Below are 25,859 nucleotides of genomic sequence, written 5' to 3'. Positions count from 1 at the left end.
TTGGCCCGAAAATTGTGGGGAGCTAACCAGCTGACCAAGTTTGGGTCGGCAGGTTGGCTTTATGCTAGGGGTGTTGGGATAACATGATCACAATGAGTGTGTTTGGCGTATCTGAGGGTGTTTCTGGACTAGCGCATGCTGAATTATTACGCGGGGCCGTAGCTGGTGCATTCATCGTCGCACTGGCATTTTTGGCGGGTTATGCCGCCATCCGCCGTAGTGGCCTGGCGGTCTGTGCGATGGTTATGGTCGCGGGTGCGGCGGCATTAGAATTTTCTTGGTTAGGGTTTTTCGCTGGCTTGCCAGCCGAAGGCACAGTCATGATGCAGGCGCTTTTTGGTGCTTCGGCCATTGTGTTTTTGTCGGCAGCTATCGGCGCGGCCCGTTATAATCCGCTTTTGGGCGGCGTTATGTTTACGGCGGCGCTCGTCATCGCGGGCATGGGCGCAATTAATTTCCTCGACCGGATCGAGTTAAGCGGCCTTATGCGTTGGTCTTTGATCAGTGTGGGCGGATTTGCAGTTGTTCTTTCAGCGATACAGGCCGTACGCGGAGATGGCGGCGCGCGCCTCGTTTTGCCGGGTATCGCCCTTGCAGCCGCAGCGCCGTTATTGGCGATGTTCGGTTCCGCCGAATCTGGTGCAGTGGTTTTGGCTTCGCACGGTCTTTTCACCCTAGGTGTTTTGGCCGCAAGCCTTGTGGCGCTAACCGAACTGCCGACGTCCCAAATCCCTAATTCATCAGAGCAATTTGCGTTCCGGTCTTCTCATAAAGCCCCTTCCAATGGTCATGAGCGCCACCGCGAATATCGCGCGTCACGTGAGTCATCTGAGATCGTTCTCGATAGCCAGATTGCAAAGGTGCTTGATTATTCCGGGGTTGGCATATGGGATTGGGGTGTCGATGCCATGGATCAAACAACGTCGCTTCCGGCGTTGATGGGCGCGGATTCAAACGCACCTTTCACGCCAGAAGCGATGCGCGAATTTATTCATGCAGATGATGCGTCGCGATTTGACAGCGAGGTTATGTCCGGTGGCGACGGCGCGTTTGACGCTAAACTTCGGTTATTTGATGGTCGTGTCGTGCGGATGCGCGGTGCCCGTGCCGCTGACGAAGACACCGGTGAGATTGAACGGCTTGTAGCGTTTGTCGAAGAAGTTTCGGCCGCACCAAATGGCGTAAATGAAAATTCCCTGCGTTCTGCGACGGAAGCTGCGATCGTGCCGACCAGCGCAATGTCAGCGAACTTGTCGTCAGCGCTTGAAAACGGCGATATCATAGCGGCGTTCCAACCGGTTGTTGCGCTCGACAATGGCAAGGTTGCAGGTTTTGAAGCATTGGCGCGGTGGCGCGATCAGAAAGATGGTGCTGACGAAGGGCCAGAGCAGTTTGTCATGGCCGCTGAGCGTATTGGGCAAGGTAGTGCACTTGCGCGGACGATGCTTGATCAGGCGGCAGCGTTTCTTAGTGAAGCGCTAACCGAGCAGCGCCGCAAAGATTTATTTGTGGCGATGAATGTGTCGTGGGGACAAATTCGCGACGAAGATTTTGCCATTGCGGTCAAAGAAGCAATTACGAAATATGACCTGCCAAAAAAAGCACTCGTTCTTGAATTGACAGAGGCTGACGCAATTTCAGACGTCGCCTTGGCCGGCGAGGTATTCCGTAAGCTGAAAGATGCGGGCGCAGCGTTAGCATTTGATGATTTTGGCGCAGGGTTCACTTGTCTTTCAAACTTACGCAAATACGACTTTGATTTTCTCAAGATAGACAAGTCGTTCACGAGCGAACTTGAAGCGGGCGGTGACAACGCGAAAATCGTCAATGCGCTTGCGAGCCTTGGTAAAGATCTCGGGCTGAAGGTAATTCTTGAAGGGATTGAGACCAAGGGGGCCGCGCATAAAGCCCGTCAGATGGGGTGTTCTTTTGGACAAGGGTTTTTGTTTGGCAAGCCGGTTGTAACCGAGACGGCGCAAGTTTCAGCGCCGGTGGAAACGCCAGAAGAACAGGCTGCCTTTGCAGCAGAGGCGCCCGATAATGACGATGCCTTGCTCGTCGCGGAAAGACCATCGCGTACTGATAGCGAAGCATCCGCCGGGGAAGAGCCGCAAACCGAAGCTAATCTGGCTGAGGATAATGTGGATGCAGAAATAGAAGAAAAAGTTGGGTTCGATGCAGAAGAAAGCGATGAGCCAAAAAACCGGCGTTGGCGTTTTTGGGGCGGGGCGGGCGATCTTCGCTAAGCGAATTTAGATCGTCAGTTAAGCGGCCCGTCATCTCGGCGGGCCGTTGCCCATTCTGGTGACAACATTGCGCTACTAACGCCAAGCTTTGACAAGGCGCGTTTCCATAACGCTTCGGTCATGCCATCAAAAATGATTTGCTCATCGGGGTCACAATGGGCCCAAGCATTCATCGCAATTTCTTCTTCGAGTTGACCCGGGCCCCAACCGGCGTGACCGATTGCCAGTAAATATCGGCGTGGTGGCGGGCGTTTTGGTACCGCGCCCGCAATATCATTTAGGATATCCCGGCTAGCGGTTAGCCCAATGTTTTCGTTGAGCGCCAAAGTCGCGTCTAATTGGTAATCGAGTGTATGCAAGACAAGGCCACGTTCGGTCTGGACTGGCCCGCCAAAAAACACCGGCGTGTCATCTGCGTCGTCCTGGGGCGCGATCTCTAATTGTTGGAGTAGCTCGGACAATTCCACATCATCTAGGGGCTTGTTCACGATGACGCCCATGGCATGTTCTTCGTCATGGGCACACATAAAGATCACTGAACGGTCAAAACGTGAATCACCCATGCTCGGCATGGCAATCAACATTTTACCCACGAGAAAATCGCGGGATGCAGGGCTTGTTATATTGTCGCTTTCACTCATATGAACTGAAAGTAAGGTTCACAACAACATGATGCAAGGGTTGGTATTTGCAGGTGGACGCAAGCCCTTTCGCGCCGTAGAAAACCGCATATTCCACTGGTCCGCTCTCAATTTGGTTCGGGGCGGAAATGAAAAGGAGACACTCTTATGGCTATTGCTAAAGGCGATAAAATCCCGAATGAAAAAGTAATGCTCGCAACCGCTGAAGGCCCGCAAGCCGCGCAAACGAGCGAACTGCTGGGTTCCGGTAAAGTTGCATTATTTTCCGTACCCGGTGCGTTTACACCAACATGCTCTGCGAAACACCTTCCGGGTTTTGTTGAAAAAGCAGCCGAGTTTAAATCAAAAGGCGTCGACAAGATCGTTTGCATGTCCGTCAATGATGCATTCGTCATGAACGCTTGGGCAAAAGATCAGAATGCTGGTGACAAAGTCGAAATGCTTGCAGACGGCAATGGCGATTTTGCACGTGCCCTCGGTCTTGTAATGGACGGCAAAGGGTTCGGCATGGGCGAACGCGCGCAGCGTTTTTCTATGGTCATTGAAGACGGCGCAGTCAAAGAGCTGAACGTCGAAGAGCCCGGCGCGTTTGACGTATCCAGCGCAGAACACATGCTCGGCCAGCTATAATAGACAGCGATAGAATTAGGCGGCGCTTAAGCGAATGCTTGCGCCGCCGAACTTGCTAATTCGTCTGCGCGCTCATTGCCGGGATCACCGGCATGTCCCTTTACCCAGCGCCATTCGATATCACGTCCGGTGATTTGCGCGTCCAACACCTCCCAGAGATCTTTGTTCTTTACTGGCTTTCGCGCGGCGGTTTTCCAGCCATTGCGCTTCCAGTTATGAATCCAGCTATTGATCCCATTTTTTACATATTGGCTATCTGTATGAAGAGTAACCTTGGGCGCGTCTGATGTTTCCTCTAGCGCGCGAATAGCGGCCATAAGTTCCATTCGATTATTGGTGGTTTCTGCTTCGCCGCCATTGTGCTCACGGCGCTCATTGCCTTCGATAATCAAAACGCCCCAGCCACCTGGGCCGGGATTTCCTAAACATGCGCCATCAGTGTAAATTTCGATCATCGGAATCCTGCAAATTTGAGAAGACCGTCATAAGGCTGCGTCTTGCAAGAACGCAAGCGATGCTACGCATTTGAGGAAAACCAGTTTTAACTGGCTAAACGTAATGGTGTGTTGAAAACAACATTTTCGCGCGCGGTTTCAATCGTTTTGATGTCGAGCGTGTGTTCACTCGCAAGCGCTGTCAGGAAGTCCTCGACAAGAGATTCCGGCGCGGAGGCACCAGCGCTAAGGCCAATAGTCGAAATGCCATCAATCATATCCCAGTCGAATTGTTCAGCGTCCTCGACCAACATGGCATGTTTGGCACCGGCAGCTTTGGCGGTTTCCACCAAGCGAACTGAATTCGATGATGTGGGCGAGCCGATCACCACGAAAAGATCGGTGCCGGGTGCCGAAGCTTTCACGGCGTCTTGCCGGTTTGACGTGGCGTAGCAGATGTCTTCTTTTGCGGGGCCAGCGATATCAGGAAAGCGGTTTTTCAGGGCGCTAATGATTCCCGCCGTATCATCAACAGAGAGCGTCGTCTGTGTGACATAGGCGAGGGGGCGATCATCGGGGATTGTGATGTCTTTCGCGTCTTGAATGGTTTGCACAAGCAGAATTTCACCATCTGGGGCTTGTCCCATCGTGCCGATAACCTCGGGGTGGTTAGCGTGACCAATAAGAAGAACCCGGCGACCCGCTGCCACATGCCGGCGCGCTTGGGTATGTACTTTGAGAACTAACGGGCAGGTTGCATCTATTTTGACCATCTTGCGCTGAGCAGCGTCGGCATGGGCGGATTGCGGTGCGCCATGTGCGGAAAAGACGATTGGGCGATCCGTCGGGGCTTCGGCTACTGATTCGACAAACACCGCCCCCATGGCAGAAAGCCGGGCGACCACATGGGCGTTGTGAACAATTTCATGGCGTACATAAACCGGCGCACCATAGAGCGATAATGTTTCTTCTACGGTTTTGATGGCACGTTCGACCCCTGCGCAAAAACCCCGGGGTGACGATAAACGTACGGTAATTCGCGGCTTTGCGCGTTTTTCAGCGGGGGTTTTGGTTGGCATTGTGGGCGCTAAAATTTCGGTGCGCATCCTTGGGGTCTTTCTTTTAGATCGGTCCTTGCGCCAATTTGGCTCCATTGCCCTCATCTGAGGCGTTGCGCCATCGGCAGCGAGGCGCTACGAGAAGTTGCCCTGATAAGCGGGCGCCAGCGCGGCGGCCTAAGGGTAACCTTGGGGCGAGCTCAAGGCGATTTCATGTTCAGATATAAGGGTTCAGTTCGATGAACAAACTCCTCGCCGTAGCGCTAATCGCCGCAGTCGCAGTTGCTGGCTGTTCAAGCAATGCGAAAAAAGCCCGCGAAGCCAATCCTGCGCCGTGTCCCAATATTGTCGTCCTCAAAGAGGCCGCACGGTTTATCGATTTTGAAGGTGAAGAAAGTGCTGAGAACGTCGCATATTCTGGCGAAATCGTCGATGTGAGCACCACTTGCCGCTATTACGGCGACCGACCGATTGAGGCAGAGCTGTCGTTAGACTTTGCCTTTGGTAAAGGCCCCAAGGGGACTGACGCTGAAAAAGTCTTCACCTATTTCGTTGCCGTTACGCGGAAAGATCTTGAAGTCATTGAGAAAAATGAGTTTGCGGTACCGGCTAAGTTCAGCAATGACCGCATGGTTGCGGTTGAGCGGGTTAATATTGATAAAATCACCATCCCCCGCCGTGATGAAGAAGTCTCAGGTTTGAACTTCGAGATTATTGTTGGTTTCAACGTGACGCCGAAACAAGCGATTTTTAATCGCTCTGGTAAAAGCCTCAAATTCCCTGATTTAAAATGACCTTAAAAGACGACCTATCGGTAATCGTCGGTGAAGCATTCACCGCCGAGGGCCTTGATCATACGTTGGGTGCGGTAAAGTCAGCCGACCGGCCTGATCTCGCACAATTTCAGTGTAATGGCGCGTTGCCAGCCGCAAAGTTGGCAAAAAAGAACCCACGTGAAATCGCGCAGGCCGTTGCCGCGCGTCTTGGCGATGCTTCGCAATTTAGCGAAGTGAGTGTCTCGGGGCCGGGCTTTATCAACCTAAAGCTCGCGGATGAATTCATGTCCGCTCAGATCGAAGCGGTGAATGATGGAAGCCGGTTTGGCGGTTGGCTGCATGAAACGCCAGAAAAGATCGTTATTGATTATGGCGGGCCAAACGTCGCGAAGCCCCTGCATGTAGGGCATTTGCGGGCGGCCATTATCGGCGAAAGCCTAAAACGTATTCTGCGTTTTGCCGGGGATGACGTTACAGGCGATGTCCATCTCGGCGATTGGGGGTTGCAGATGGGGCAACTCATTTCCGAATTGCAAATCCGTCAGCCCGATCTCGTGTATTTCGACCCAGCTCAATCTGGACCCTATCCAGTCGAGTCACCGATCAATCTTCAGGACCTCGAGGAAATGTATCCGGTGGCGTCAGCTGCTTCCAAGGCCGATCCGGCTCGTGCGGACCTTGCGCGGAAGGCCACAAAAGAACTCCAAGATGGTCGCCCCGGTTACCGTGCGCTCTGGAAACATTTCGTCGATCTTTCTGTCGCTGCCATGAAGAAAGATTACGCCGATCTAGATGTCGAGTTTGATCTTTGGAAGGGCGAGGCGGATGCGGACCCGCTGATCCCTGAACTGACGGAAGATTTGAAGGCGCGGAATGTCATCGAAGAATCTGACGGAGCGCAGATTATTCATGTGGCGCGCGAGAGCGATAAAAAGGAAATGCCGCCGATCATCTTTGTGAATTCACAAGGGGCAGTCGGCTATCACGCAACCGATGTGGCGACGATCGTGGACCGCAAGCGGGAACTTGATCCCGACCGCATTCTCTATGTGGTTGATGCGCGTCAAAGGCTCCACTTTGAGCAGGTCTTCCGCGCGGTTGAACGCGCTGGATACTACGCCGAAGACCATCTTGAACATCTTTGGTTCGGGACGATGAACGGCAAGGACGGTAAGCCATTCAAAACGCGCGAGGGCGGGACGCTAAAACTACGTCATTTCATTGATATGGTGACGGACCGAGCGCTTGAACGGCTCAAAGAAAATGGATTCGCCGACGGTTATGATGTCGCCGAAACCAATGAAGTTGCGCGTCAGGTTGGAATCGCAGCGCTGAAATTTGCCGATCTCTCTAATCCGCGCACCAGCGATTACATCTTTGACCTTGATCGCTTTATGGCGTTCGAAGGTAAAACCGGGCCTTACCTCTTGTATGCGAGCGTTCGGGTACGGTCCGTTCTCGGAAAAGCGAAAGCCGCTGGCGCTGGAGATCCCGGTCCTGTTCAGGTTGGCGAAGCCGCCGAGCGCGATCTTGGTTTGGTGATCCTTAATTTTGCTGATGTACTGCGCGAAACCTACGAAAAGCGGATGCCGCATATCTTATGTGACCACGCATTTTCTTTGGCGCAGGCGTTTTCAAAATTCTATGCGGCTTGCCGAATGGTTGATGAAGCGGACGCGGAAAAGCGTGCGTCGCGACTCAGTCTTGCATCGATTGCCGGCGGGCAGCTTGATCTCGTCCTATCGCTTCTTGGACTCGATGCGCCGGAACGGATGTAGCCAGAAAATCTGTTGCGAATTACACACACCTGAGATTGAAAATCGAATCGTAAAAACTGGGCATTCTGACGGTTTTCGGCTTTACGATCTCTAATGCACTGTGATTGCATCATAAATTATCCACACGTGATGCGCGTTGTTACGAACGCGGTCTTTGAAATGAAAATTCATGTTCAGTGCATGACATTGTCACGGGACTGTCATCTAAATTACCTATGGGCAGTCGCGTATACCGCAGTGCAAAAGGTAATGCGGTCATCCAGATCAGCTTGGGGATACCAATATGACACTTATGAAGACGCTCTCTGCCGGTGTGGCAGCGATCGCGCTAACTACGGCGTTTGCCACGGTTGTGACATCGCCCGCTATGGCGCAATCAACAACGGGTGCGATCCGCGGTACAGTTGTTGGCCCAGATGGCCAGCCAGTATCCGGCGCTCGCGTAACAATCACAGACACAACAACAGGTGCCTCAACAACAGTTGTGACCGGTTCTGGCGGTACTTATTCGTCACGTGGTCTGTCAGTCTCTGGCCGCTATTCAGTTAGCGTCGACACGGACACATTTACCGACCAAACAATCTCAGACATCCGTTTGTCTTTGGGTGACACAACAAATGTTGTGGTACGTTTGAGCGGTTCATCTTCAAGCGATGAAATCGTAGTTGTCGCGACCCGTAGCTCAGCCGCAGAAGTGGCTTCTGGCCCATCGGCTGTTTTTGGTGTTGCTGACCTTTCAGATCTTCCGGTTGTTAACCGCGACATCAAAGACGTTATTCGTCTCGATCCACGGATCACGATCGACGAGTCATTTGAACGCGGCATCCGCTGCGTTGGTTCAAACGAGCGCTTTAATTCGCTGACTGTTGATGGTGTTCGTCAGAATGACGATTTCGGCCTCAACAATAACGGCTACCCAACACAGCGCCTTCCATTCCCATTCGACGTATCAGAGCAGGTCGCAGTTGAGATCGCTCCAATCGACGTTGAATATGGTGGCTTCACTGGTTGTAACGTCAACGTTGTCACGAAATCAGGCGGCAACGAGTTCCACGGTCGTGCGTTTGTTGATTACAATTTTGCGAGCATGCACGGCGATTCACTCGAAGGTGACCCCGTCAACAAACCGGACGCTGATGAAAAATCCTACGGCGCAGTTATCACCGGCCCAATCATCAAAGACCGTTTGTTCTTCACCGCGGCCTACGAAAAATTCAAAGGTTCCGAAACTTTCAATACTGGCCCTGCCGGTTCTGGTTTTCCGAACGAAGTTGATGAAGTTACGCAAGCTGATGTAGATCGCGTTACATCGATCATGAACAATGTTTATGGCTTCGATCCACTTGGCGTACCAACGAGCGGCGCAACAAAAGACGAGCGCTTCTACGTTAAGCTGAACGGTTTCATCACTGATAATCACCGTTTTGAATTGGCATATCAGGACACATTCGGCGATACGATTGTTCCGCAAAACACAAGCTCATCAAACGGACAACTTGGTCTTCTTTCAAACGGGTATGCGCGTTCAGAAGATCTCGAAGCTTATTCAGCTCGTATCTTCTCTGATTGGACGGATCAGTTCTCAACCGAAATGCGGGTTTCCTATCAAGACCGTGTAACGGGTCAGAACTCACTAAATGGTACTGATTTCGCTCAGTTCGAAATCGTGACGCCCGGTGGCGGGTCTATCTTTGTTGGCCCTGACTCATTCCGTCACGGGAACGCGCTTTCGTCAAATGTATGGAACATAAAGTTCAAAGCTGAATATGATGCGGGTAACCACCTGATCAAAACTGGTTATGAGCGTGACATCTATGAAGCGTTTAACCTGTTCCTTCCATTTTCAGAAGGTCAAGCAGAATTTAACTCAATCGACGATTTAGAAAACCAGATGCCTGATTCAATTTTTTATCAGAATGCAGGCACAAACAATAAAATTGATGGTGCAGCTCAGTTCAAACGTACACTGAATTCAATGTATATTCAGGACGACTGGACAGTCAGCGACACCGTATTGGTGACTACCGGTCTTCGTTATGACTGGATTTCTATGGACACGGCTCCGGCGTTTAACCAGACAGTGGTTGATCGTTTCAACGTTCCAAACGACACTAATTTTGACGGTCTTTCACTTCTTCAGCCACGCGTTGGTGTTAACTGGGACGCCACAGAACGTCTGAGCATCACTGCTGGTGCTGGTCGTTTCTCTGGTGGGGACCCCTCAGTTTGGTTGTCGAACAGCTTCTCAAATACGGGCTTCCTGCCGGGTTCTTCATTCTCGAATGACCCAGCTGTGATCAACGGATTTGATGGCTTTACACTTCCAGCGGCTATGCAAGCTGATGTTACCTCTTCGGCAGCGGGTGGTACCGGTGCGACAGCGTTGGTCGATATCAACTATACGATGTCTTCAATCTGGCGTTTCACACTTGGCGCTAAGTATGTTGCTGACCTTTCAGCCATTGGCCTTGGTGACGATTGGGATTTTGGTGTCGATTTCCTTTATAACATTCAGGAAAATCCAAATATCTGGCAGAACCTTGATCTTGGTGTCATCGACACTGCACCTGACGGTCGCCCTGTTTACAACTCGCAGTTTGGCTACCGTAATGGTGGCGTTCTGATGCTGACAAACTCTGATACGACACCCCGGACTAAAGTTATCTCCGGTTACTTCGCGAAAGAGTTTGAAAAAGATCGCTTTACCGCAAAAATCTACGGTGGTTATGCGTATACTGATGCTGAAGATGTGAACCCAGGCACAAGTTCGACCCAGCAGTCGAACTTTGAAAACGTCGCTGCGATTGATTATAACAATCCAATCGTTGCTCGCTCTAACTATGGTCTGACACATGCGTTCACGGGCCGTATCGATCTTGGCTATGAGTTCATCAAAGACCTTAAAACCCGCATTTCGCTGACTGGTCAGCTCAATAGCGGTAAGCCATTCAGCTACACATTCGACACATCAGGCTCTAGCTCAGGTGATGCGATTGCTGGTGGAACAAACCTCTTTGGTGATAGCGACCGTTCAGAAGATCGTTCGCTTCTTTATATCCCATCAGGTCCAGGTGCGATGGATGATCCATTGGTTGCTTACGCTGGTGGTTTCGACCTTGCTGGTTTCAATGCATTCCTCGCGGCCACTGGCCTCGACGAATATCGTGGACAGATTGCACCGCGTAACAGCTTTGAATCAGATTGGTGGGGCAAGGTTGACCTTCGCTTTGAACAGGAACTTCCTGGTCTTCGCTCGGGCGACCGTCTGCGCTTTATCATCGACGTCGATAACTTCACGAATCTCCTCAACGACGACTGGGGTGTTTATCGTGAGAAAACCTTTGGTAACTCTGGCCACAATGCCGAGATCGTTTCTGCGATTATTTCTGGCGGCCAGTATGAGTTCCAGTCATTTGATGATGGCCCCGCAGAACAATCACGTATCTTCAATACGTCTGTTTGGGAAATTAACTTCGGTCTTCGTTACGACTTCTAAGTCGGACCGGCGGATGAATCCGCTAAAGACATTGATTTACAGAAAAGGCGGCCTTCGGGTCGCCTTTTTCTTTTGCGGGAACCATTTCATGAATATATGCACCTCACAGCGAGGAAAGGAGCAGCCATGATGACACCACGCCGCCAGCCAGCCGAATGGGCGCACCATGATGCCGTGTGGATCGGGTGGCCCAGCGCTGCGGATTTATGGGAAGACAATCTGGGCCCAGCGCGCGCAGAAGTGGAGGATTTTGTCCGCGGCATCCTTTTTCCCGGCGGCGACGGATCAGACATTCGCGGTGAACGCGTCAATCTCGTTTATCGTGGCGCTGAAGCAAAAAGTGCAGCCGAAATTATGCGCGGACGATTGCCCGACCCAAGCCTGCTTGCGCTATATGAAGCGCCGCTCGGTGACATCTGGTTGCGCGATACGGGTCCGGTTTTCGCCACATCGGAAACTGGAGAGCTTGTTGCCAGTGCATTTCGATTCAACGGTTGGGGCGGAAAATACCAATTGCCTTCAGACAACAAAATTGCTGATGAAATTGCGGGGCATGCAAATGTCCGATTACGCCGGTTTGATGATTTCACCGGCGAGGGGGGTGCGCTAGAAGTTGACGGCGAGGGGACGTTAATCACCACGCGGCAATGCCTTTTGAATAAAAATCGAAACCCGAACATGAGCGAAAAAGATGTTGAGGCCGTGATGAAATCGGCGCTCGGCATCGAAAAAACCATATGGCTAGATGAAGGCCTTGTAGGCGATCACACGGATGGTCATGTTGATAATATCGCACGATTTATCGCGCCCGGAAAGGTCGTCTGTATGCATCCATTTGGCGATGATGACCCGAATGCGAAAGTTCTTAGCGCTATCGAAGCGACGTTACGACAGGCGACAGATGCGAATGGGCGCAAGCTTGAGGTGATCACGCTGCCTTCGCCCGGGCGCATCGAAATTGACGGCGAACCAGCGGCGGCAAGTCATATGAATTTTTATATTGCCAATCATTCGGTTGTTATCCCCGTCTATGGTGTTCTTAGTGGCGATTCAGCGCCGGGTATAGAGGCCGTTGAAATCTTGAAAAGTGCGCTGGATAGGCCGCATTTCATTGCAGTGGATTCGTCACATATTCTCACTGGTGGCGGGTCGTTTCACTGCATTTCACAACAACAGCCCACAGTTTGAACCGATATGTTTTGCGCCGACGAGTTGAGCTGATTAAGCGACGAGTCGTTTCCCGAATACTGTAATCTCGCTTGCAACCATTAGCGGGCGGTATCAGGATAGGTTTAAAAATCGGGGTGCTGCGGCGATTGTCGCGGCGAATTAAAATTTTTGCCAGTGACAATGGAAGGAGCCGCCAGCATGCGGAAAACCTCTTTAGTATCGACAATCGCGCTAATGACGGCGCTTTATGGCTGTGGTGATGCACAAAAGACAGACACCGCCCAACTTAAGAGTGAGCCAACAGAAATGTCATCAGAGCCAATAAACGAAGACATTGGCGATTTATTCGCTGGCGTTGAAGCCGCAACCACTGGCGATGCAAATGCAGATAAATTGTTGGCGCCCTATGAGGGGCCGTATCAGGGAGTTCCGCATTTTGACGAAATGAATCTCGACGGCCTTAAGGCTGCATTAGAAGCGGGCATGGAAAAAAGCCTCGCTGAAGTGGACGCGATTGCAAACAATCCAGAACCTCCGACTTTTGCCAACACCATTATTGCACTTGAAAAGACGGGCGATGAGCTGGGCCGGGTTTTTACCTATTGGGGAATTTGGTCGTCGAATATGTCGTCACCTGAGTTTCGTGCAATACAAGGTGAAATGTCGCCAAAGCTTTCCGAGTTTCAGTCCAAGATCAATCAAAATGACAAACTCTTTCAGCGTGTGAAGACTGTTTATGAAAGCGATGTGATGGGTGATCTGCGCCCGGATCAACAACGTTTAGTGTGGCTTACCTATGATGGTTTTGCGTCAAATGGTGCGACGTTGGATGGTGCAGAAAAGATGCGCTACGCGGAAATCAACAAACGTCTTGCGACACTACATACAGATTTTGCTAATAATGTTCTTGCTGATGAAGAAGGCTATGTAACCTATATCAACGCTGATCAGTTAGGCGGATTGCCGGAAAGCTTTATCAAAGCGGCTGCCGCCGCGGCGGAAAGCCGTGAACGCGCGGGGGAATATGCGATTACAAATACGCGGTCGTCCATGGATCCGTTTTTGACCTATTCCGACGAACGTGATCTGCGCGAAACTGTCTGGCGGACCTATTATAGCCGTGGTGATAACGGTGATCAGCATGATAATAATGCGATCATTGCTGAAATTCTTCAGCTACGGGATGAGCGCGTAAAGTTACTGGGTTATGAAAATTACGCAGCGTGGCGGCTCCAGAACCGAATGGCCAAGACGCCAGATCGCGCATTAGACCTGATGGAGGCTGTATGGCCCGCTGCAACAGCCCGCGTGGCCGAAGAGGTCGCGGAAATGCAAGCAATTGTTGATGCGGAGGGCGGGGATTTTGAAATCGCGCCGTGGGACTATCGCTATTACATGGAGAAAGTACGCCAAGATAAATACGATCTCGATTCGGATGAAGTGAAGCAATACCTTCAACTCGACAAGCTTCGCGATGCGATGTTCTTTGTTGCTGGTGAGTTGTTCAATTTCAATTTCACACCAATCAATGATGGCTCAGTTCCGGTTTGGCACGAGGACGTCAAGGTTTGGGAAGTCACTGATAAAACCTCAGGCAAGCATATTGGTGTTTGGTATCTTGATCCGTTTGCGCGTCCTGGTAAAAGCTCCGGTGCTTGGGCGACGGGGTATCGTAGTCACGATACACTTGATGGGGTCGAGAAATCTGTTCTGTCATCGAATAATTCAAACTTTATCAAAGGTGCACCGGGGGAACCTGTTTTAATTTCGTGGGATGACGCTACGACATATTTCCATGAATTTGGCCATGCACTTCACGCGTTGTCATCGAATGTTGATTACCCGACGCTAAATAGTGGTGTTCGGGACTACACAGAATTCCAATCACAGTTGTTGGAGCGTTGGCTGCCGACGGACCAGGTGATTGATAATTATCTGGTACATCACGAAACCGGAGAGCCGATCCCTGATGCGCTTGTCGCAAAAATCAAAGCGGCATCAACATTCAATCAGGGTTTTTCAACTACCGAGTATCTGGCGTCGGCATTGGTTGATATGCGCTATCACATGAGCGATCCAACCGGTATAGACCCCGATTCATTTGAACGAGAGACCCTCGCAGAACTTGGTATGCCGGACGAGATTGTCATGCGCCACCGGTCACCGCATTTTGGTCATATCTTTTCAGGTGAGGGATATTCCGCAGGCTATTATGGTTATATGTGGGCTGATGTTTTAACGGCTGATGCGGCCGAGGCTTTCGCCGAAGCGCCAGGCGGATTTTATGATAAAGACGTTGCGAAGAGTCTCGTCGATAACTTATTCCGAGTACGAAACTCTATTGACCCAGCGGACGCATATTTGAAATTCCGAGGTCGTGAAGCGCGGATAGAGGCCTTGATGCGTGATCGAGGCTTTCCGCTTCCTGATACGGATAGCAGCGAAAACTAAAACACTGAAAGATAGGGTGCTATAGTATTGAAAAAGCCGCAGCTAACTACTGCGGCTTTTTTTAGTGACTTCCCCAAAGCTGTTTGACTCGTCGGTCGCGACCACAGCTTGTTCGATATAGCTTATATCGGATCGGGTTGGTCTTGTAATAATTTTGGTGATAGCCCTCTGCTTTCCAGAATTTCTGTAATTCAATGAGCGGTGTTACAACGGATTCGTTCAAGACATTTTCGGCATCAATTTTAGCAGCTTTCGCGGCGTCATATTCTTCCGTAGTCGAATAAAATAGCCCGGTCGTATATGCATGCCCGCGATCACAGAACTGACCTTTCTCATCAAGTGGGTCAATATGTCTAAAGAAATAATCTGCAAGCTCACGATAGCTAATAACCGATGGGTCATAGGGAACCTGAACGACCTCAAGGTGCCGACCGTGACGTTCATAGGTCGGGTTTTCCATAACCCCGCCTGCATAGCCAGAGACGACATCGCCAACGCCATCAAGCTTTTCAAAATCTGCTTCCATGCACCAAAAGCACCCTCCGGCGAATACGGCTGTGGCTGATTGCGCTGACCCATTTTGCGGCGCATCATTGGGTTGAGCCATGGTAATGGTCGCAGTTCCGATAATTCCGGCGATAAGAGCTATGATAAGGCGTTTCAAAGGCGGCTCCCGAGGGTTACTACGGGCAAAGATAGACCTTTGCCGTCGAGATTGAACCCACCATCACCCAATCGTTACAACCAGTTCAATGTGCCACCACCAGATAGATAGCGCCGCTTAACCCCGTTGCCGAGCGGCAGGGTTCCGTATTAAGTCTTAGGTTCGGAATAAATGGCGAGGGGATTTATGAAAATTGATAAACTTATAATCGGGGCAATCGCGGCGTTTTCTATCTCTGCCTGTGGCCAGAATGACGCCAAACCCCAGATGAATAAAGATGAGAAAAACATGACAACTGAAGACCCATTCGCCGATGCCCGCTCCATTAAGGCACCGGAGATTGAAAAACGTCCCGTAGAGATCACACAACACGGTATTACGCGTACGGATAATTATGCATGGCTTCGGGATGAAGATTGGCAAGAGGTCTTACGTGATACCTCTGCGCTGGATTCAGATATTAAAGCCGTTCTTGACTCAGAGAATGAATATTATGCCGCCGTAACGGCTGATCTGGAACCTGTTCGTAAAACCTTATTTGCTGAAATGCGGGGACGCATCAAAGAAGATGATAGTTCGGTTCCGCGCAAAGATGGCGACTGGAAATATTGGGTCAAATATCTCGATGGTGGTGAGTACCCGATTTATATGCGGGCGGCTCTCGATGGAAGCGGGGAACAGGTTCTTTTTGATGGCGACAAAGAACGCGGTGATTCCAAGTTTTTTGATATTGGTTCGATAACGCATAGCCCCGACCAGAAACTAATGGCCTATGCGGTTGATCGTTTGGGATCAGAGTTTTTTACCATCCGTGTTCGGAATATGGAAACCGGAGACGAGTATGACGAAACAATAGAGAGTGCGGATGAGAGCGGCGCGATTTGGGCAGCCGATTCTCAGTCATTTTTCTATGTTGAACGAGACGATAATCAGCGCCCTAAACGGGTGAAATTGCATCGACTTGGCTCGGACCCTGCGAATGATCCGGTTATCTATGAGGAGGATGACGATGCGTTTTTCCTAGGCGTTTCGAAAAGTCAAAGCGGCGAGTACATATTTATCTCCTCCGGCAGTCAGATCACGAGCGAATCCCGGTTTATTCGCGCTGATGCCACTGACCTAACGCCGACATTGATCGCAGCAAGAGAGAACGGTGTTGAATATTATGCCGAGCACCATGGTGATCAATTCTTTATCATGACGAATGTTGATGGGGCGGTTGATTTTAAAATCGTTACTGCGCCGGTTTCCTCTCCGGGGCGAGATAATTGGACTGACTGGCTCGCACATAATGAAGGCAGCCAGATTGTTACATTCACACCGTTTAAAGATTACTTGGTACGAGTAGAGCGTGAGAATGCGCTGCCTCGGATTGTGGTGTCCACTTATGGTGGTGACTCTCATACGGTTTCGTTTGACGAGGCCGCGTATAGCCTAAGCATGAGTTCAGGTTTTGAGTATGACACGGATGAATTCCGTTTCACATATGAATCACCATCTACGCCGGAACAGACCTTTGATTATAAAATGTCAGACCGGTCTCGGACATTGGTGAAAACCCAAAATGTACCGAGCGGCCATGATGCTTCGCTTTATGTTGTAGAGCGGATTACGGCTAAGGGTGAGGGCGGTGCCGAAGTGCCGGTCACGGTTTTACGTCTTAAAACTACACCGATGGATGGCTCCGCACCTGCACTGCTTTATGGCTACGGGTCTTATGGCTATGCAATGCCTTCTGGGTTTTCGACAACGGTACTCCCGCTTGTTGACCGTGGTGCGGTTTATGCAATCGCGCATATTCGCGGCGGTGCCGATAAAGGGCGCCAATGGTATCTGGATGGTAAGCTCGCAAAGAAAAAGAACACTTTTTCTGATTTTGCTGCTGCTGGCGATGCATTGATTGATGCTGGTTTTACTGCAAAAAAGAAAATCGTCATTTATGGCGGAAGCGCAGGCGGGCTATTGGTTGGTGCAACCGTTAATCTGCGGCCTGATCTTTTTGGGGGTGTTATTGCGGCGGTCCCATTTGTGGATGTGATAAACACCATCTCAGATGGCGACTTGCCCTTAACACCACCAGAATGGGAAGAATGGGGCAATCCGATCACCAGCGCGGAAGAGTATGGTTGGATCGCAGAATACTCACCCTATGATAACATCAAAAACACAGACTACCCGCCAATTATGGCGACGGGTGGCCTAACGGATTATCGGGTAACCTATTGGGAACCAGCGAAGTGGATTGCGCGTTTGCGTGATGAAGCAACAGGCGGTCCATTTGTTATGCGGATGAATATGGGTGCAGGTCATGGCGGTTCCGCAGCACGCTTTGAGCGCCTGGAAGAAACGGCACATCTTTATGCCTTTGCATTAAAAATATGGGGCTACGAAAACGTAGAACCAGTCAAACACAAATAGATTGAAAAGCGCCCCGAACATTTAATTTCGGGGCGTTTTTTATCCACGTTTTGGTTTTGCGTTCGATTTTCGGCGCTTGGCTTTTTTAGGAATGTTTTTCGCCCGACTGGCTTTACGCAAGTGTTCTTTTTTCTTTGCTTTGGCCCGTTCGCGCGATGTTTGGGGGGTGGGCTTTTTACGAGGCTTTTTCTTTTCACCCGGCAGTGGATCGCTCAACATCTCAAAACGTAGGCTACCGGTCAGGGGGGCAGCTTCGGCCAGGGACACCCGGACGGGTTGCCCTAGGCGGAAAATACCGCCGCTACTTTCTCCGATGACAGCGTGTTCTTTTTCCTCGAACCGAAATCGTTCTGACCCGATGCTGCGCATAGGGATGAACCCGTCAGCACCGCTTTCGTCGAGCATGATGAATAAACCAAATTTCGTCACACCACGGATGCGCGCTTCGAACTCAACGCCGACTTTTTCTTCTAGATAACCGGCGAGGTATCGATCGTTGGACTCACGTTCTGCGGCCACGGAACGCCGCTCAAGATCGGAGATTTGTTGTGAAATCTCAGGAAGTGCTTTCGCTTCCTTTTCGGTTTGGCCATTCTCGCCAAGTTTAAAGGCTTTGACCAATGCTCGATGGACAGTTAGGTCAGCATAACGTCGAATGGGCGACGTGAAGTGCGCATAGCGCGGAATGTTAAGTCCAAAATGACCTACATTTACAACGTCATAGATCGCTTGTCGCTGGGATCGAAGCACGACCTCTGACACCATTTCCTTTTGGTCGCGCTCGCCAGCAATTTTCAAGAGCTGATTGAAATTTGCAGGCCGGACAGAACCACCCTTTGTCAAATTATAATCCAGCGTACCAAGATAATCGCGAATTGTTTCAAGCTTTTCAGGATCTGGTTGATCATGGACGCGATATATAACCGGCGTTTTGGCGCGCTCTAGTGCCTCAGCGGCGGCAACATTGGCGAGAATCATAAACTCTTCGATGACTTTGTGTGCGTCAAATCGTTCGCGTTTGATGACTTTTTCTACATTACCGTCTTTGTCCAGAATGATTTTTCGCTCTGGGAGATCGAGATCAAGCGGTGCGCGTTTTGCGCGTTCTTTCATGCGGATACGATAAGCGTCGTAAAGTGCGCTGACGACTGGGCCTAAATTATTTGGTGCTTCGCCGCCTTCGCTGATGGCCTGTGCGTCCTCATAGGAAAGCTTGCCGTGAGAACGCATCAGCGCGCGCATAAATCTTTGGCTTTTTTTGGTGCCGCTCGCGTCAATAATCATCTCAACGGCCATGCAGGGGCGGTCTTCATTCTCGCGCAATGAACATAGGTCGTTCGATAGCCGCTCCGGCAACATCGGCACGACTCTATCTGGAAGATATGTTGAGTTGCCGCGCTTCAAGGCTTCTTTATCGAGCGCTGAATCAGGGCTTACGAAATAACTAACATCGGCAATGGCGACGATGACCCGATAACCACCGGGATTGTTTTCATCGTCGTCCGGCTCAGCAAAGACCGCATCGTCGTGGTCTTTCGCGTCAGCCGGATCGATCGTGATAAGCGGTACGTCGCGTAAATCCGTGCGGGAACCAAGCGGGGGGAGCGTGGCTTTCTCGGCTTGTTCAAGCACTGCCGACGGGAAATCTGTGGGGATATCGTGATTGGCCAGTGCGATTGTCGAATAGGCGTGCTTGTCGTCGATATGACCTGCAATACCACGGACCCGCGCTTTTTGTGGGCCATAGCCTCGAGCGTTTTTGGTTTCCACCCAAACTAGGTCACCATCTTTTGCGGTTCCTTCGTCGCCGGCCTCAATCGTAAAGGAATTGCGGGCGCGGCGTTCAACCGGATCGGCTATGCCGCCCCGCCGTTTTGGCCGGAAGACCGCAAGAAAGCGATGTGCGCCTTTGCCAATCGGTTTTATGATATCGGCTTCATAGCCAGCATCACCGGCGGGCTTCAGCCGAACCAAAAGGCGATCACCGACACCGGGCGCTGGTTTTTCTTTTGCTGCGCGCCGCGCGGATATTGTGATGATTGGCGGTTTATCGCCGCCGCCCCAATTTGCGGGCATACATATCAAATCACCATCGTCATCCACCGACATGACATCGACCGGTGCCACAGGCGGCAGAGAATCTGCGCGCTCAACTCGCTTTCCGTTTTTTAGATTAATAGAGCCGTCTGCATCTAATTCCTTGAGCATTGAACGCAGGACTGCTCTTGCTTCGCCTTTTACGCCAAATGCACGGGCGATGTCTCGGCGATGGACCTCTGTATCGCTCTCTTTTAGATAAGCGATGATCTCGGCTTTTGTCGGAAGGCCCGGTTTTGGTTTTCCGGCGGTCCGTTTTCCACGTTTCGTCAACTCGATGCCTTTTTTGAACTTTGCACTAAATATGCCCGTACCACGCTTTGGGCAAAAGCGCGAATGAACGGCTTTGGTATTGGCACAGTCGCAATCAATCAACGACCAACAATCAGCGGATTATGGGGCTTTCCGTCTATTATGATTTCATAATGAAGGTGAACGGCGGTCGCGTTGCCGGTATTTCCTGTTCGACCGATCACGGCGCCACGCGCAACCCGGTCGCCTCGGCGAAGGCCGCGCGTGTATTCCGAAAGATGCGCATATCGGGTTTTGATGCCAGAGGAATGTGAAATGACAATGGTTTTACCATAGCCCCTTATAGACCCGATGCTTTCTATGCGCCCCTCTGCGCCCGCATAAACCGTACTTGGTGCGCGAGTATATAGATCGACCCCATGGTGGAAACTGCCTGCGCCACCACGTCGAGGGCCAAAACCCGAAGAGACACAACTAGCAACAGGCGCGCGATAGATCGCAACACCGCGAATATTCGTGAGCGGATCATAGCCGATGATATTTCGCCGCGTATCAATCGGGGGCGCATTTGAAATGACTGTGCCGGAACATAAGGCTAGCGACGAGGCGATACCGCTTGATGTTGCACCTGATCCCCTTGGTGTAGACGCGCAAGCGCTTAGGAACAAGAAAAGTACCAAAAGCAACAATGACTGGTTGAGTGACATCAACAAAAAGCCTCGAACAACAAAACGTCGCTTATGTTAGAGCGAGATAAGGCTAGGGGAAAGTTAAACGCGACCCATCAATTGTTTGAAGGTGTCCGAATAAGAAAATGCCGGGCAGATGCCCGGCATTGGATTCTCTGGCTTTAGAAAAAAGACCACCGTTAGTCGGCGGATTTTGTTGCCGTTTTCTTGGTTGCTTTTTTTGTCGCCTTTTTAGCTGTGGTTTTTTTGGTCGTTTTCTTTGTAGCCGCTTTTTTGGTGGTCGCTTTTTTCGTTGCCTTCTTGGTTGCGGCCTTTTTTGTGGCTTTCTTTTTCGTTGCCTTTTTCTTGGTCGCTTTCTTCTTCGCCGGTTTCTTTTCTTTGGCCGTAATCAACTCGACAGCATGCTCGAGGGTGATCGCTTCTGGTTCGACACCATTCGGTAGCGTAGCATTGGTTTTTTGGTGCTTCACGTAGGGACCATAGCGCCCATTCATGACGTTGACGGGCTCGCCGGTTACGGGGTGCGGGCCTAACTCCTTGAGAGCCGCCGCAGCTTTGCGACCGCGCGGATTGGCAATTTTGTCAGCTATGAGTGTTACAGCAAGATTGAGACCGACTTCAAAAACTTCGTCGATACTCTGAAGGTTCGCATAGGTTTTGCCGTGTTTGACGAATGGCCCGTAGCGGCCAAGACCTGCTTCGATCATTTCGCCATCTTCTGGATGCGGACCAACTTCGCGCGGTAATGACAACATCATCAACGCTTTTTCGAGGTCGGCCTCTTCAAGATTCCAGGTTTTCGGCAAGCTTGCGCGTTTAGGTTTTTCCTTTGACCCTTTTTCGGGTTCACCCAGTTGGAAATAGGGGCCGAAGCGCCCAACCTTTAGCCAAACGTCCAGTCCAGTTTCGGGATCTTGGCCCAAAACGCGATCTGAATTTTGAGATGGGTCATCGCCTTCACCGAGCGCAGAAAGCTGGCGGGTGTAGTTACAATCAGGATAGTTGGAACACCCGATAAATGCACCAAAGCGGCCCGTTTTCAATGAAATGCGGCCATCTTCGCAGTTGGGACATTTGCGCGGGTCAGATCCATCGTCTTTCTTTGGAAAGATAAGGGGACCAAGCGACTCATTAAGGGCATCAAGAACTTCGGTAATGCGTAGTTCACCGATGCCTTCGACCGTTGCGTGAAACTCGGACCAGAAATTCCTGAGAAATGCTTTCCAGTCTGCATCGCCGGCGGAGATAGAATCGAGCTTTTGTTCAAGATCAGCGGTGAAATCATATTCCACATATTTCCTGAAATAGTTTTCAAGAAATGCCGTAACGATCCGGCCTTTTGAATCAGGGATGAACCGGTTGCGGTCCATCGTGACATAACCACGGTCGCGCAATGTTGTGAGCGTCGAAGCGTAAGTCGACGGGCGACCGATACCGAGTTCTTCCAGCCGTTTAACAAGACTCGCCTCTGAATAGCGGGGAGGCGGCTGTGTGAAATGTTGATCAGCGTTGACGTCATTAATGTCGGCACTTTGACCAACAGTTAGTTTCGGCAATACGCCGCCGCCATCTTCGTTTTCTTGGTCGTCCTGTCCTTCTTCGTAAAGAGCGAGGAAGCCGTCAAACAAGATCACGGAACCGGTTGCGCGCATGCCGGTTTTTTTATCTTGGGTCAAAAGGTCAATCGTTGTGTTCTCAAGTCGTGCAGATTCCATTTGGCTGGCAATCGCGCGTTTCCAGATCAATTCATAAAGCTTGTGTTGATCTGAATCGAGGCCGCGTAATTTATCTGGTGACCGCGAGAACGATGTCGGGCGAATACATTCGTGCGCTTCCTGCGCATTTTTCGCCTTAGACTTATACATACGGGGTGACGACGGAACGTAATTGTCACCGAACTGGGAGCCGACCGAGCGGCGCGCGTCCTGTATGGCCTCTGGTGCCATATCAACGCCATCAGTACGCATATAGGTGATGAGGCCCGTGGTCTCTCCGCCGATATCAATACCTTCATACAATCCTTGCGCTGTTCGCATGGTGCGCTGCGCGTTGAAACCGAGCTTACGCGCAGCTTCTTGTTGTAGGGTCGATGTCGTGAAAGGTGGGGGCGGATTACGCTTGCCGGGTTTGGCCTCGACCGCATTGACGGTGAATGAACCATTTTCAACCGCAGCCTTGGCGGCCATGGCAGCGCTCTCGTCGCCGAGCGTGAATTTTTGTACCTTCTCGCCATTATGAAGAACTAAACGTGCCTCAAACGGCATAGACGCGCCCGACTTGGCTTGCGCCTTAACGGACCAATACTCTTGCGGAACGAAGGTCTCAATTTCCAGCTCGCGCGTACAGATAATCCGCAAGGCAACCGATTGAACGCGGCCCGCTGAACGTGAGCCGGGCAATTTGCGCCATAAAATTGGAGAGAGCGTGAAGCCCACGAGATAGTCGAGTGCCCGCCGCGCAAGATATGCGTCAACAAGATTGCCGTCGATTTCACGCGGATGCGCCATGGCTTCGTGCACGGCGGATTTCGTGATCGCATTAAAGGCGACGCGGTCGATCCGAACGCCCTTCAGAGCTTTTTTGTCGCTTAGTGCTTCTAATAGGTGCCAGGAGATCGCTTCTCCTTCGCGATCCGGGTCGGTCGCGAGAACGAGGCGTTCTGCGCCCTTAACGGCGGCGGCAATTTCGTTCATCCGCTTTTTAGAGCTGGTGTCAGATTCCCAGATCATGGAAAAATCATCATCTGGCTTCACTGAACCATCCTTAGAAGGCAGGTCACGAATGTGCCCATAGGAGGCCAGCACCGTAAAACCGGAGCCGAGATATTTATTGATGGTTTTCGCTTTAGATGGCGATTCGACGATGACCACTTGCATGCAGGAATTGTCCCCAAAACCGAATAACGGAAAAAATGGTTGGCGCGCCCTATGGGGCGCTCGCAGGGGGCATGTCAACTGTAGCGCGAAAATCGACGCGAACAGTTTTGTCGAAAACCCCGGCGCAATTTTTGCGCGTAATGTAAAGTTTTAGATGCCCTAAAGTCTCAGAGAATTCCGTATAACTTAATAATAACAATTGGTTATATAAAATTTCTTTGTGCGAAGGTCAGCGTGACGGTGCGCAAGTCAGATCGCTTTTGTCAATTATCTGGATTTAGCGAAAATCTTCCGCCGTCATGCTCAAGCGCTTCGCCGGAGAGGACCAGTTCTAAAAGGGCGTCTGCGACTAAACCGGGCGATGCATCGACTTCGCGGCGGATTTCATCGCGATGCAAAGGTGTGAAGCTGAGGAGTTCCAGAAGGGTTCGCCGCAGGCTAATGAGCGCGACCGGGTCAGGTTCGTCCATGCCATCATTTCCGGCCCAATCAAAAAGATCGCGCCCCGGCGATTGCATCCCACCGCCAGATTGCGCTGCCAATGCTTCGATAACATCGTTTGCATTTTCTATTAGGGTGGCCCCATCACGGATAAGCCGGTTTGCGCCCTGACATCGCGGGTCAAGAGGGGAGCCTGGCACGGCAAAGACCTCTCGACCATGATCCAACGCAAAGTTCGCAGTCAGTAAAGTGCCCGACCGCGCAGCGGCTTCGACGATGATGACCCCGCGCGATAGACCAGAGATTAGGCGATTGCGTTTAGGGAAATCCCGCGCGGTTGGTTTTGCACTCATGGGGGATTCAGAAATCACGGCACCTTGGTTGGCTATGTTCTCGGTCAGTGTGTCGTGCTCGGGCGGGTAAATGACATCAACACCACCAGCAACGACGGCAATCGTGCCGGTGGTCAGCGATGCCGCATGAGCCGCGCCGTCAATTCCGCGCGCAAGCCCCGAGACGACTACATAGCCCGCTTCGCCTAATTCAGTGGCAAGCATCCGCGCCATCTTACGACCGACGCCTGATGCGTTGCGCGCGCCAACGATGGCGATGCCAGGCTTTTCAAAAAGCGATAAGTGTCCGCGAACATATAAGATGGGCGGATGGTCGGGTATGGCTTTGAGTGCTAGCGGGTATTCGTCTTCGCAGGCGGCAATGATCTGTGCGCCGCGCCGATCGGCATTTTTTAGCTCCGCTTCAGCGGCAGAACGTTCTGACGCCTTGAATGGTGTTTTGCGACCAGCTTTGCGCGAAAGTTCGGGGAGCGCTGCAAGCGCATCGGAAGCGGTGCCATATTTTGCGATTAATCGATGAAACGTAATCGGCCCAATATTTGGGGTACGGATCAGCTGGATCCAGTCGCAACGCTCATTTGAAGTAAATGAATTCATAAATATCTTGTGATTATTTTCAATTACAATAACAATACTTAAACCAGATCAAATATTGCAGCATTGAACAATAATGACCGTGACAAATGATCCCGTAGTCGAACAAGAAATGCAAGACCGTCCGCGCCCTTTCGGGAAGCTCTGGGTATTCTTAAGATATGCGTTCGTTGCATCAATCATTGGCGATATTTTATTGGCCGTTTCAAACGCGTATGCATTTTCCTGGATCAAAGCTGTCAATGATGGAGCGGTCTATTCGATGTCCGAAGCGGAATTCATTGATTTGCATCAAGCGATATTAGGAGGCTTATACGTAATTATCTATTTTGCGTGCATTGTTGCTTATTGCCGGTTTTACTATCGGGCCATGAATAATCTAAAGATTGTTGAAGCCGCGGATTTACACATCAGTCCTTTTTGGACGATTGGATATTTTTTTGTTCCGTTTTTAAGTCTTTGGAAACCGCTTGTTGCGGTTCGTGAAATTTGGCGCGGATCACATGATCCGGCCAATGCAAATGTCACGGTACCAGCAATTATCGGATGGTGGTGGGGTTTCTGGCTCTTAGGAAGCCTGCTCGACAAAGTGTCTTGGCAAATGCTGCTGAGTTCCGGAGCCTTAGGCGAAGAGATGACCAATGTAGAGCGTTATCTTGACTCGTTGATGATCGATATCGGTTCCGCGCTTATTGCTATTATCGGTGCAATTCTCGTGTTGCGGTTTTCAGCACAGATCAAGCGGGCACAGGAAGCAAACATTCTGAGTTCATCGGTATCGCCTGATTGAGTCGT

17 protein-coding genes are annotated in these 25,859 nt (G+C 51.0%); 9 read left to right on the top strand and 8 right to left on the bottom strand.

Translation table 11 applies throughout. The features are described 5' to 3' along the window. Nucleotides 1-83 precede the first annotated feature (83 nt). Complete coding sequence (locus tag ABFZ84_RS12530) at nt 84-2,246, top strand: EAL domain-containing protein (RefSeq protein WP_369314357.1); 2,163 nt, start codon at nt 84-86, stop codon at nt 2,244-2,246. Between the two features lie 14 nt (nt 2,247-2,260). Here ABFZ84_RS12530 and ABFZ84_RS12525 read toward each other — a convergent pair whose 3' ends face one another. After that, nucleotides 2,261-2,887 carry a YqgE/AlgH family protein gene (locus ABFZ84_RS12525; RefSeq protein ID WP_369314356.1) on the bottom strand — a complete coding sequence of 209 codons (627 nt, stop codon included), beginning with the start codon at nt 2,885-2,887 and terminating at the stop codon, nt 2,261-2,263. Nucleotides 2,888-3,034: 147 nt separating this feature from the next. On the opposite strand from ABFZ84_RS12525, the gene ABFZ84_RS12520 reads away from it, so the two are divergent. Next, nucleotides 3,035-3,517, top strand: a complete 483-nt coding sequence (locus ABFZ84_RS12520) for a peroxiredoxin (RefSeq protein WP_369314355.1) — start codon at nt 3,035-3,037, stop codon at nt 3,515-3,517. 26 nt (nt 3,518-3,543) lie between these two features. On the opposite strand, the gene rnhA is transcribed toward ABFZ84_RS12520, so the two are convergent. Continuing rightward, nucleotides 3,544-3,972 carry a ribonuclease HI gene (gene rnhA, locus ABFZ84_RS12515; protein WP_369314354.1) on the bottom strand — a complete coding sequence of 143 codons (429 nt, stop codon included), beginning with the start codon at nt 3,970-3,972 and terminating at the stop codon, nt 3,544-3,546. An 86-nt stretch (nt 3,973-4,058) separates the two neighbouring features. Then, nucleotides 4,059-5,030, bottom strand: a complete 972-nt coding sequence (gene ispH / locus ABFZ84_RS12510; RefSeq protein ID WP_369314353.1) for a 4-hydroxy-3-methylbut-2-enyl diphosphate reductase — start codon at nt 5,028-5,030, stop codon at nt 4,059-4,061. 218 nt (nt 5,031-5,248) lie between these two features. On the opposite strand from ispH, the gene ABFZ84_RS12505 reads away from it, so the two are divergent. From ABFZ84_RS12505 to ABFZ84_RS12485, 5 genes are all read left to right on the top strand, one after another. Next, nucleotides 5,249-5,803, top strand: coding sequence for a hypothetical protein (locus tag ABFZ84_RS12505; protein ID WP_369314352.1), 555 nt, complete (start codon nt 5,249-5,251; stop codon nt 5,801-5,803). Then, nucleotides 5,800-7,563 carry an arginine--tRNA ligase gene (argS, locus tag ABFZ84_RS12500; protein WP_369314351.1) on the top strand — a complete coding sequence of 588 codons (1,764 nt, stop codon included), beginning with the start codon at nt 5,800-5,802 and terminating at the stop codon, nt 7,561-7,563. The genes ABFZ84_RS12505 and argS overlap by 4 nt, the downstream gene beginning before the upstream one ends. A gap of 283 nt (nt 7,564-7,846) precedes the next feature. Then, nucleotides 7,847-11,059 (top strand): TonB-dependent receptor, encoded by a 3,213-nt coding sequence (locus ABFZ84_RS12495; protein ID WP_369314350.1) that lies wholly within the window; start codon nt 7,847-7,849, stop codon nt 11,057-11,059. A 126-nt stretch (nt 11,060-11,185) separates the two neighbouring features. Next, nucleotides 11,186-12,247, top strand: coding sequence for an agmatine deiminase family protein (locus tag ABFZ84_RS12490; RefSeq protein WP_369314349.1), 1,062 nt, complete (start codon nt 11,186-11,188; stop codon nt 12,245-12,247). A gap of 288 nt (nt 12,248-12,535) precedes the next feature. Further along, complete coding sequence (locus ABFZ84_RS12485; protein WP_407067111.1) at nt 12,536-14,680, top strand: M3 family metallopeptidase; 2,145 nt, start codon at nt 12,536-12,538, stop codon at nt 14,678-14,680. Nucleotides 14,681-14,741: 61 nt separating this feature from the next. On the opposite strand, the gene msrA is transcribed toward ABFZ84_RS12485, so the two are convergent. Beyond that, entirely contained in the window at nt 14,742-15,344 is a 603-nt protein-coding gene (msrA, locus tag ABFZ84_RS12480) for a peptide-methionine (S)-S-oxide reductase MsrA (protein ID WP_369314347.1), read from the bottom strand. A 186-nt stretch (nt 15,345-15,530) separates the two neighbouring features. On the opposite strand from msrA, the gene ABFZ84_RS12475 reads away from it, so the two are divergent. Continuing rightward, nucleotides 15,531-17,762, top strand: coding sequence for a S9 family peptidase (locus tag ABFZ84_RS12475; RefSeq protein ID WP_369314346.1), 2,232 nt, complete (start codon nt 15,531-15,533; stop codon nt 17,760-17,762). 39 nt (nt 17,763-17,801) lie between these two features. Here ABFZ84_RS12475 and rnr read toward each other — a convergent pair whose 3' ends face one another. From rnr to dprA, 4 genes are all read right to left on the bottom strand, one after another. Next, nucleotides 17,802-20,132, bottom strand: coding sequence for a ribonuclease R (rnr, locus tag ABFZ84_RS12470; RefSeq protein WP_369314345.1), 2,331 nt, complete (start codon nt 20,130-20,132; stop codon nt 17,802-17,804). A 98-nt stretch (nt 20,133-20,230) separates the two neighbouring features. Beyond that, nucleotides 20,231-20,818, bottom strand: coding sequence for a M23 family metallopeptidase (locus tag ABFZ84_RS12465; protein ID WP_369314344.1), 588 nt, complete (start codon nt 20,816-20,818; stop codon nt 20,231-20,233). Between the two features lie 161 nt (nt 20,819-20,979). Continuing rightward, nucleotides 20,980-23,676 carry a type I DNA topoisomerase gene (gene topA / locus ABFZ84_RS12460; RefSeq protein ID WP_369314343.1) on the bottom strand — a complete coding sequence of 899 codons (2,697 nt, stop codon included), beginning with the start codon at nt 23,674-23,676 and terminating at the stop codon, nt 20,980-20,982. A 263-nt stretch (nt 23,677-23,939) separates the two neighbouring features. Then, entirely contained in the window at nt 23,940-25,067 is a 1,128-nt protein-coding gene (gene dprA / locus ABFZ84_RS12455; protein ID WP_369314342.1) for a DNA-processing protein DprA, read from the bottom strand. Between the two features lie 73 nt (nt 25,068-25,140). On the opposite strand from dprA, the gene ABFZ84_RS12450 reads away from it, so the two are divergent. Further along, complete coding sequence (locus tag ABFZ84_RS12450; protein WP_369314341.1) at nt 25,141-25,854, top strand: DUF4328 domain-containing protein; 714 nt, start codon at nt 25,141-25,143, stop codon at nt 25,852-25,854. Nucleotides 25,855-25,859 lie beyond the last annotated feature (5 nt).

It is taken from the genome of Hyphococcus lacteus, from assembly GCF_041058985.1.
Classification (GTDB): Bacteria; Pseudomonadota; Alphaproteobacteria; order Caulobacterales; family Parvularculaceae; genus Hyphococcus; species Hyphococcus lacteus.
This window is presented reverse-complemented; position numbering and strand designations above follow the sequence as displayed.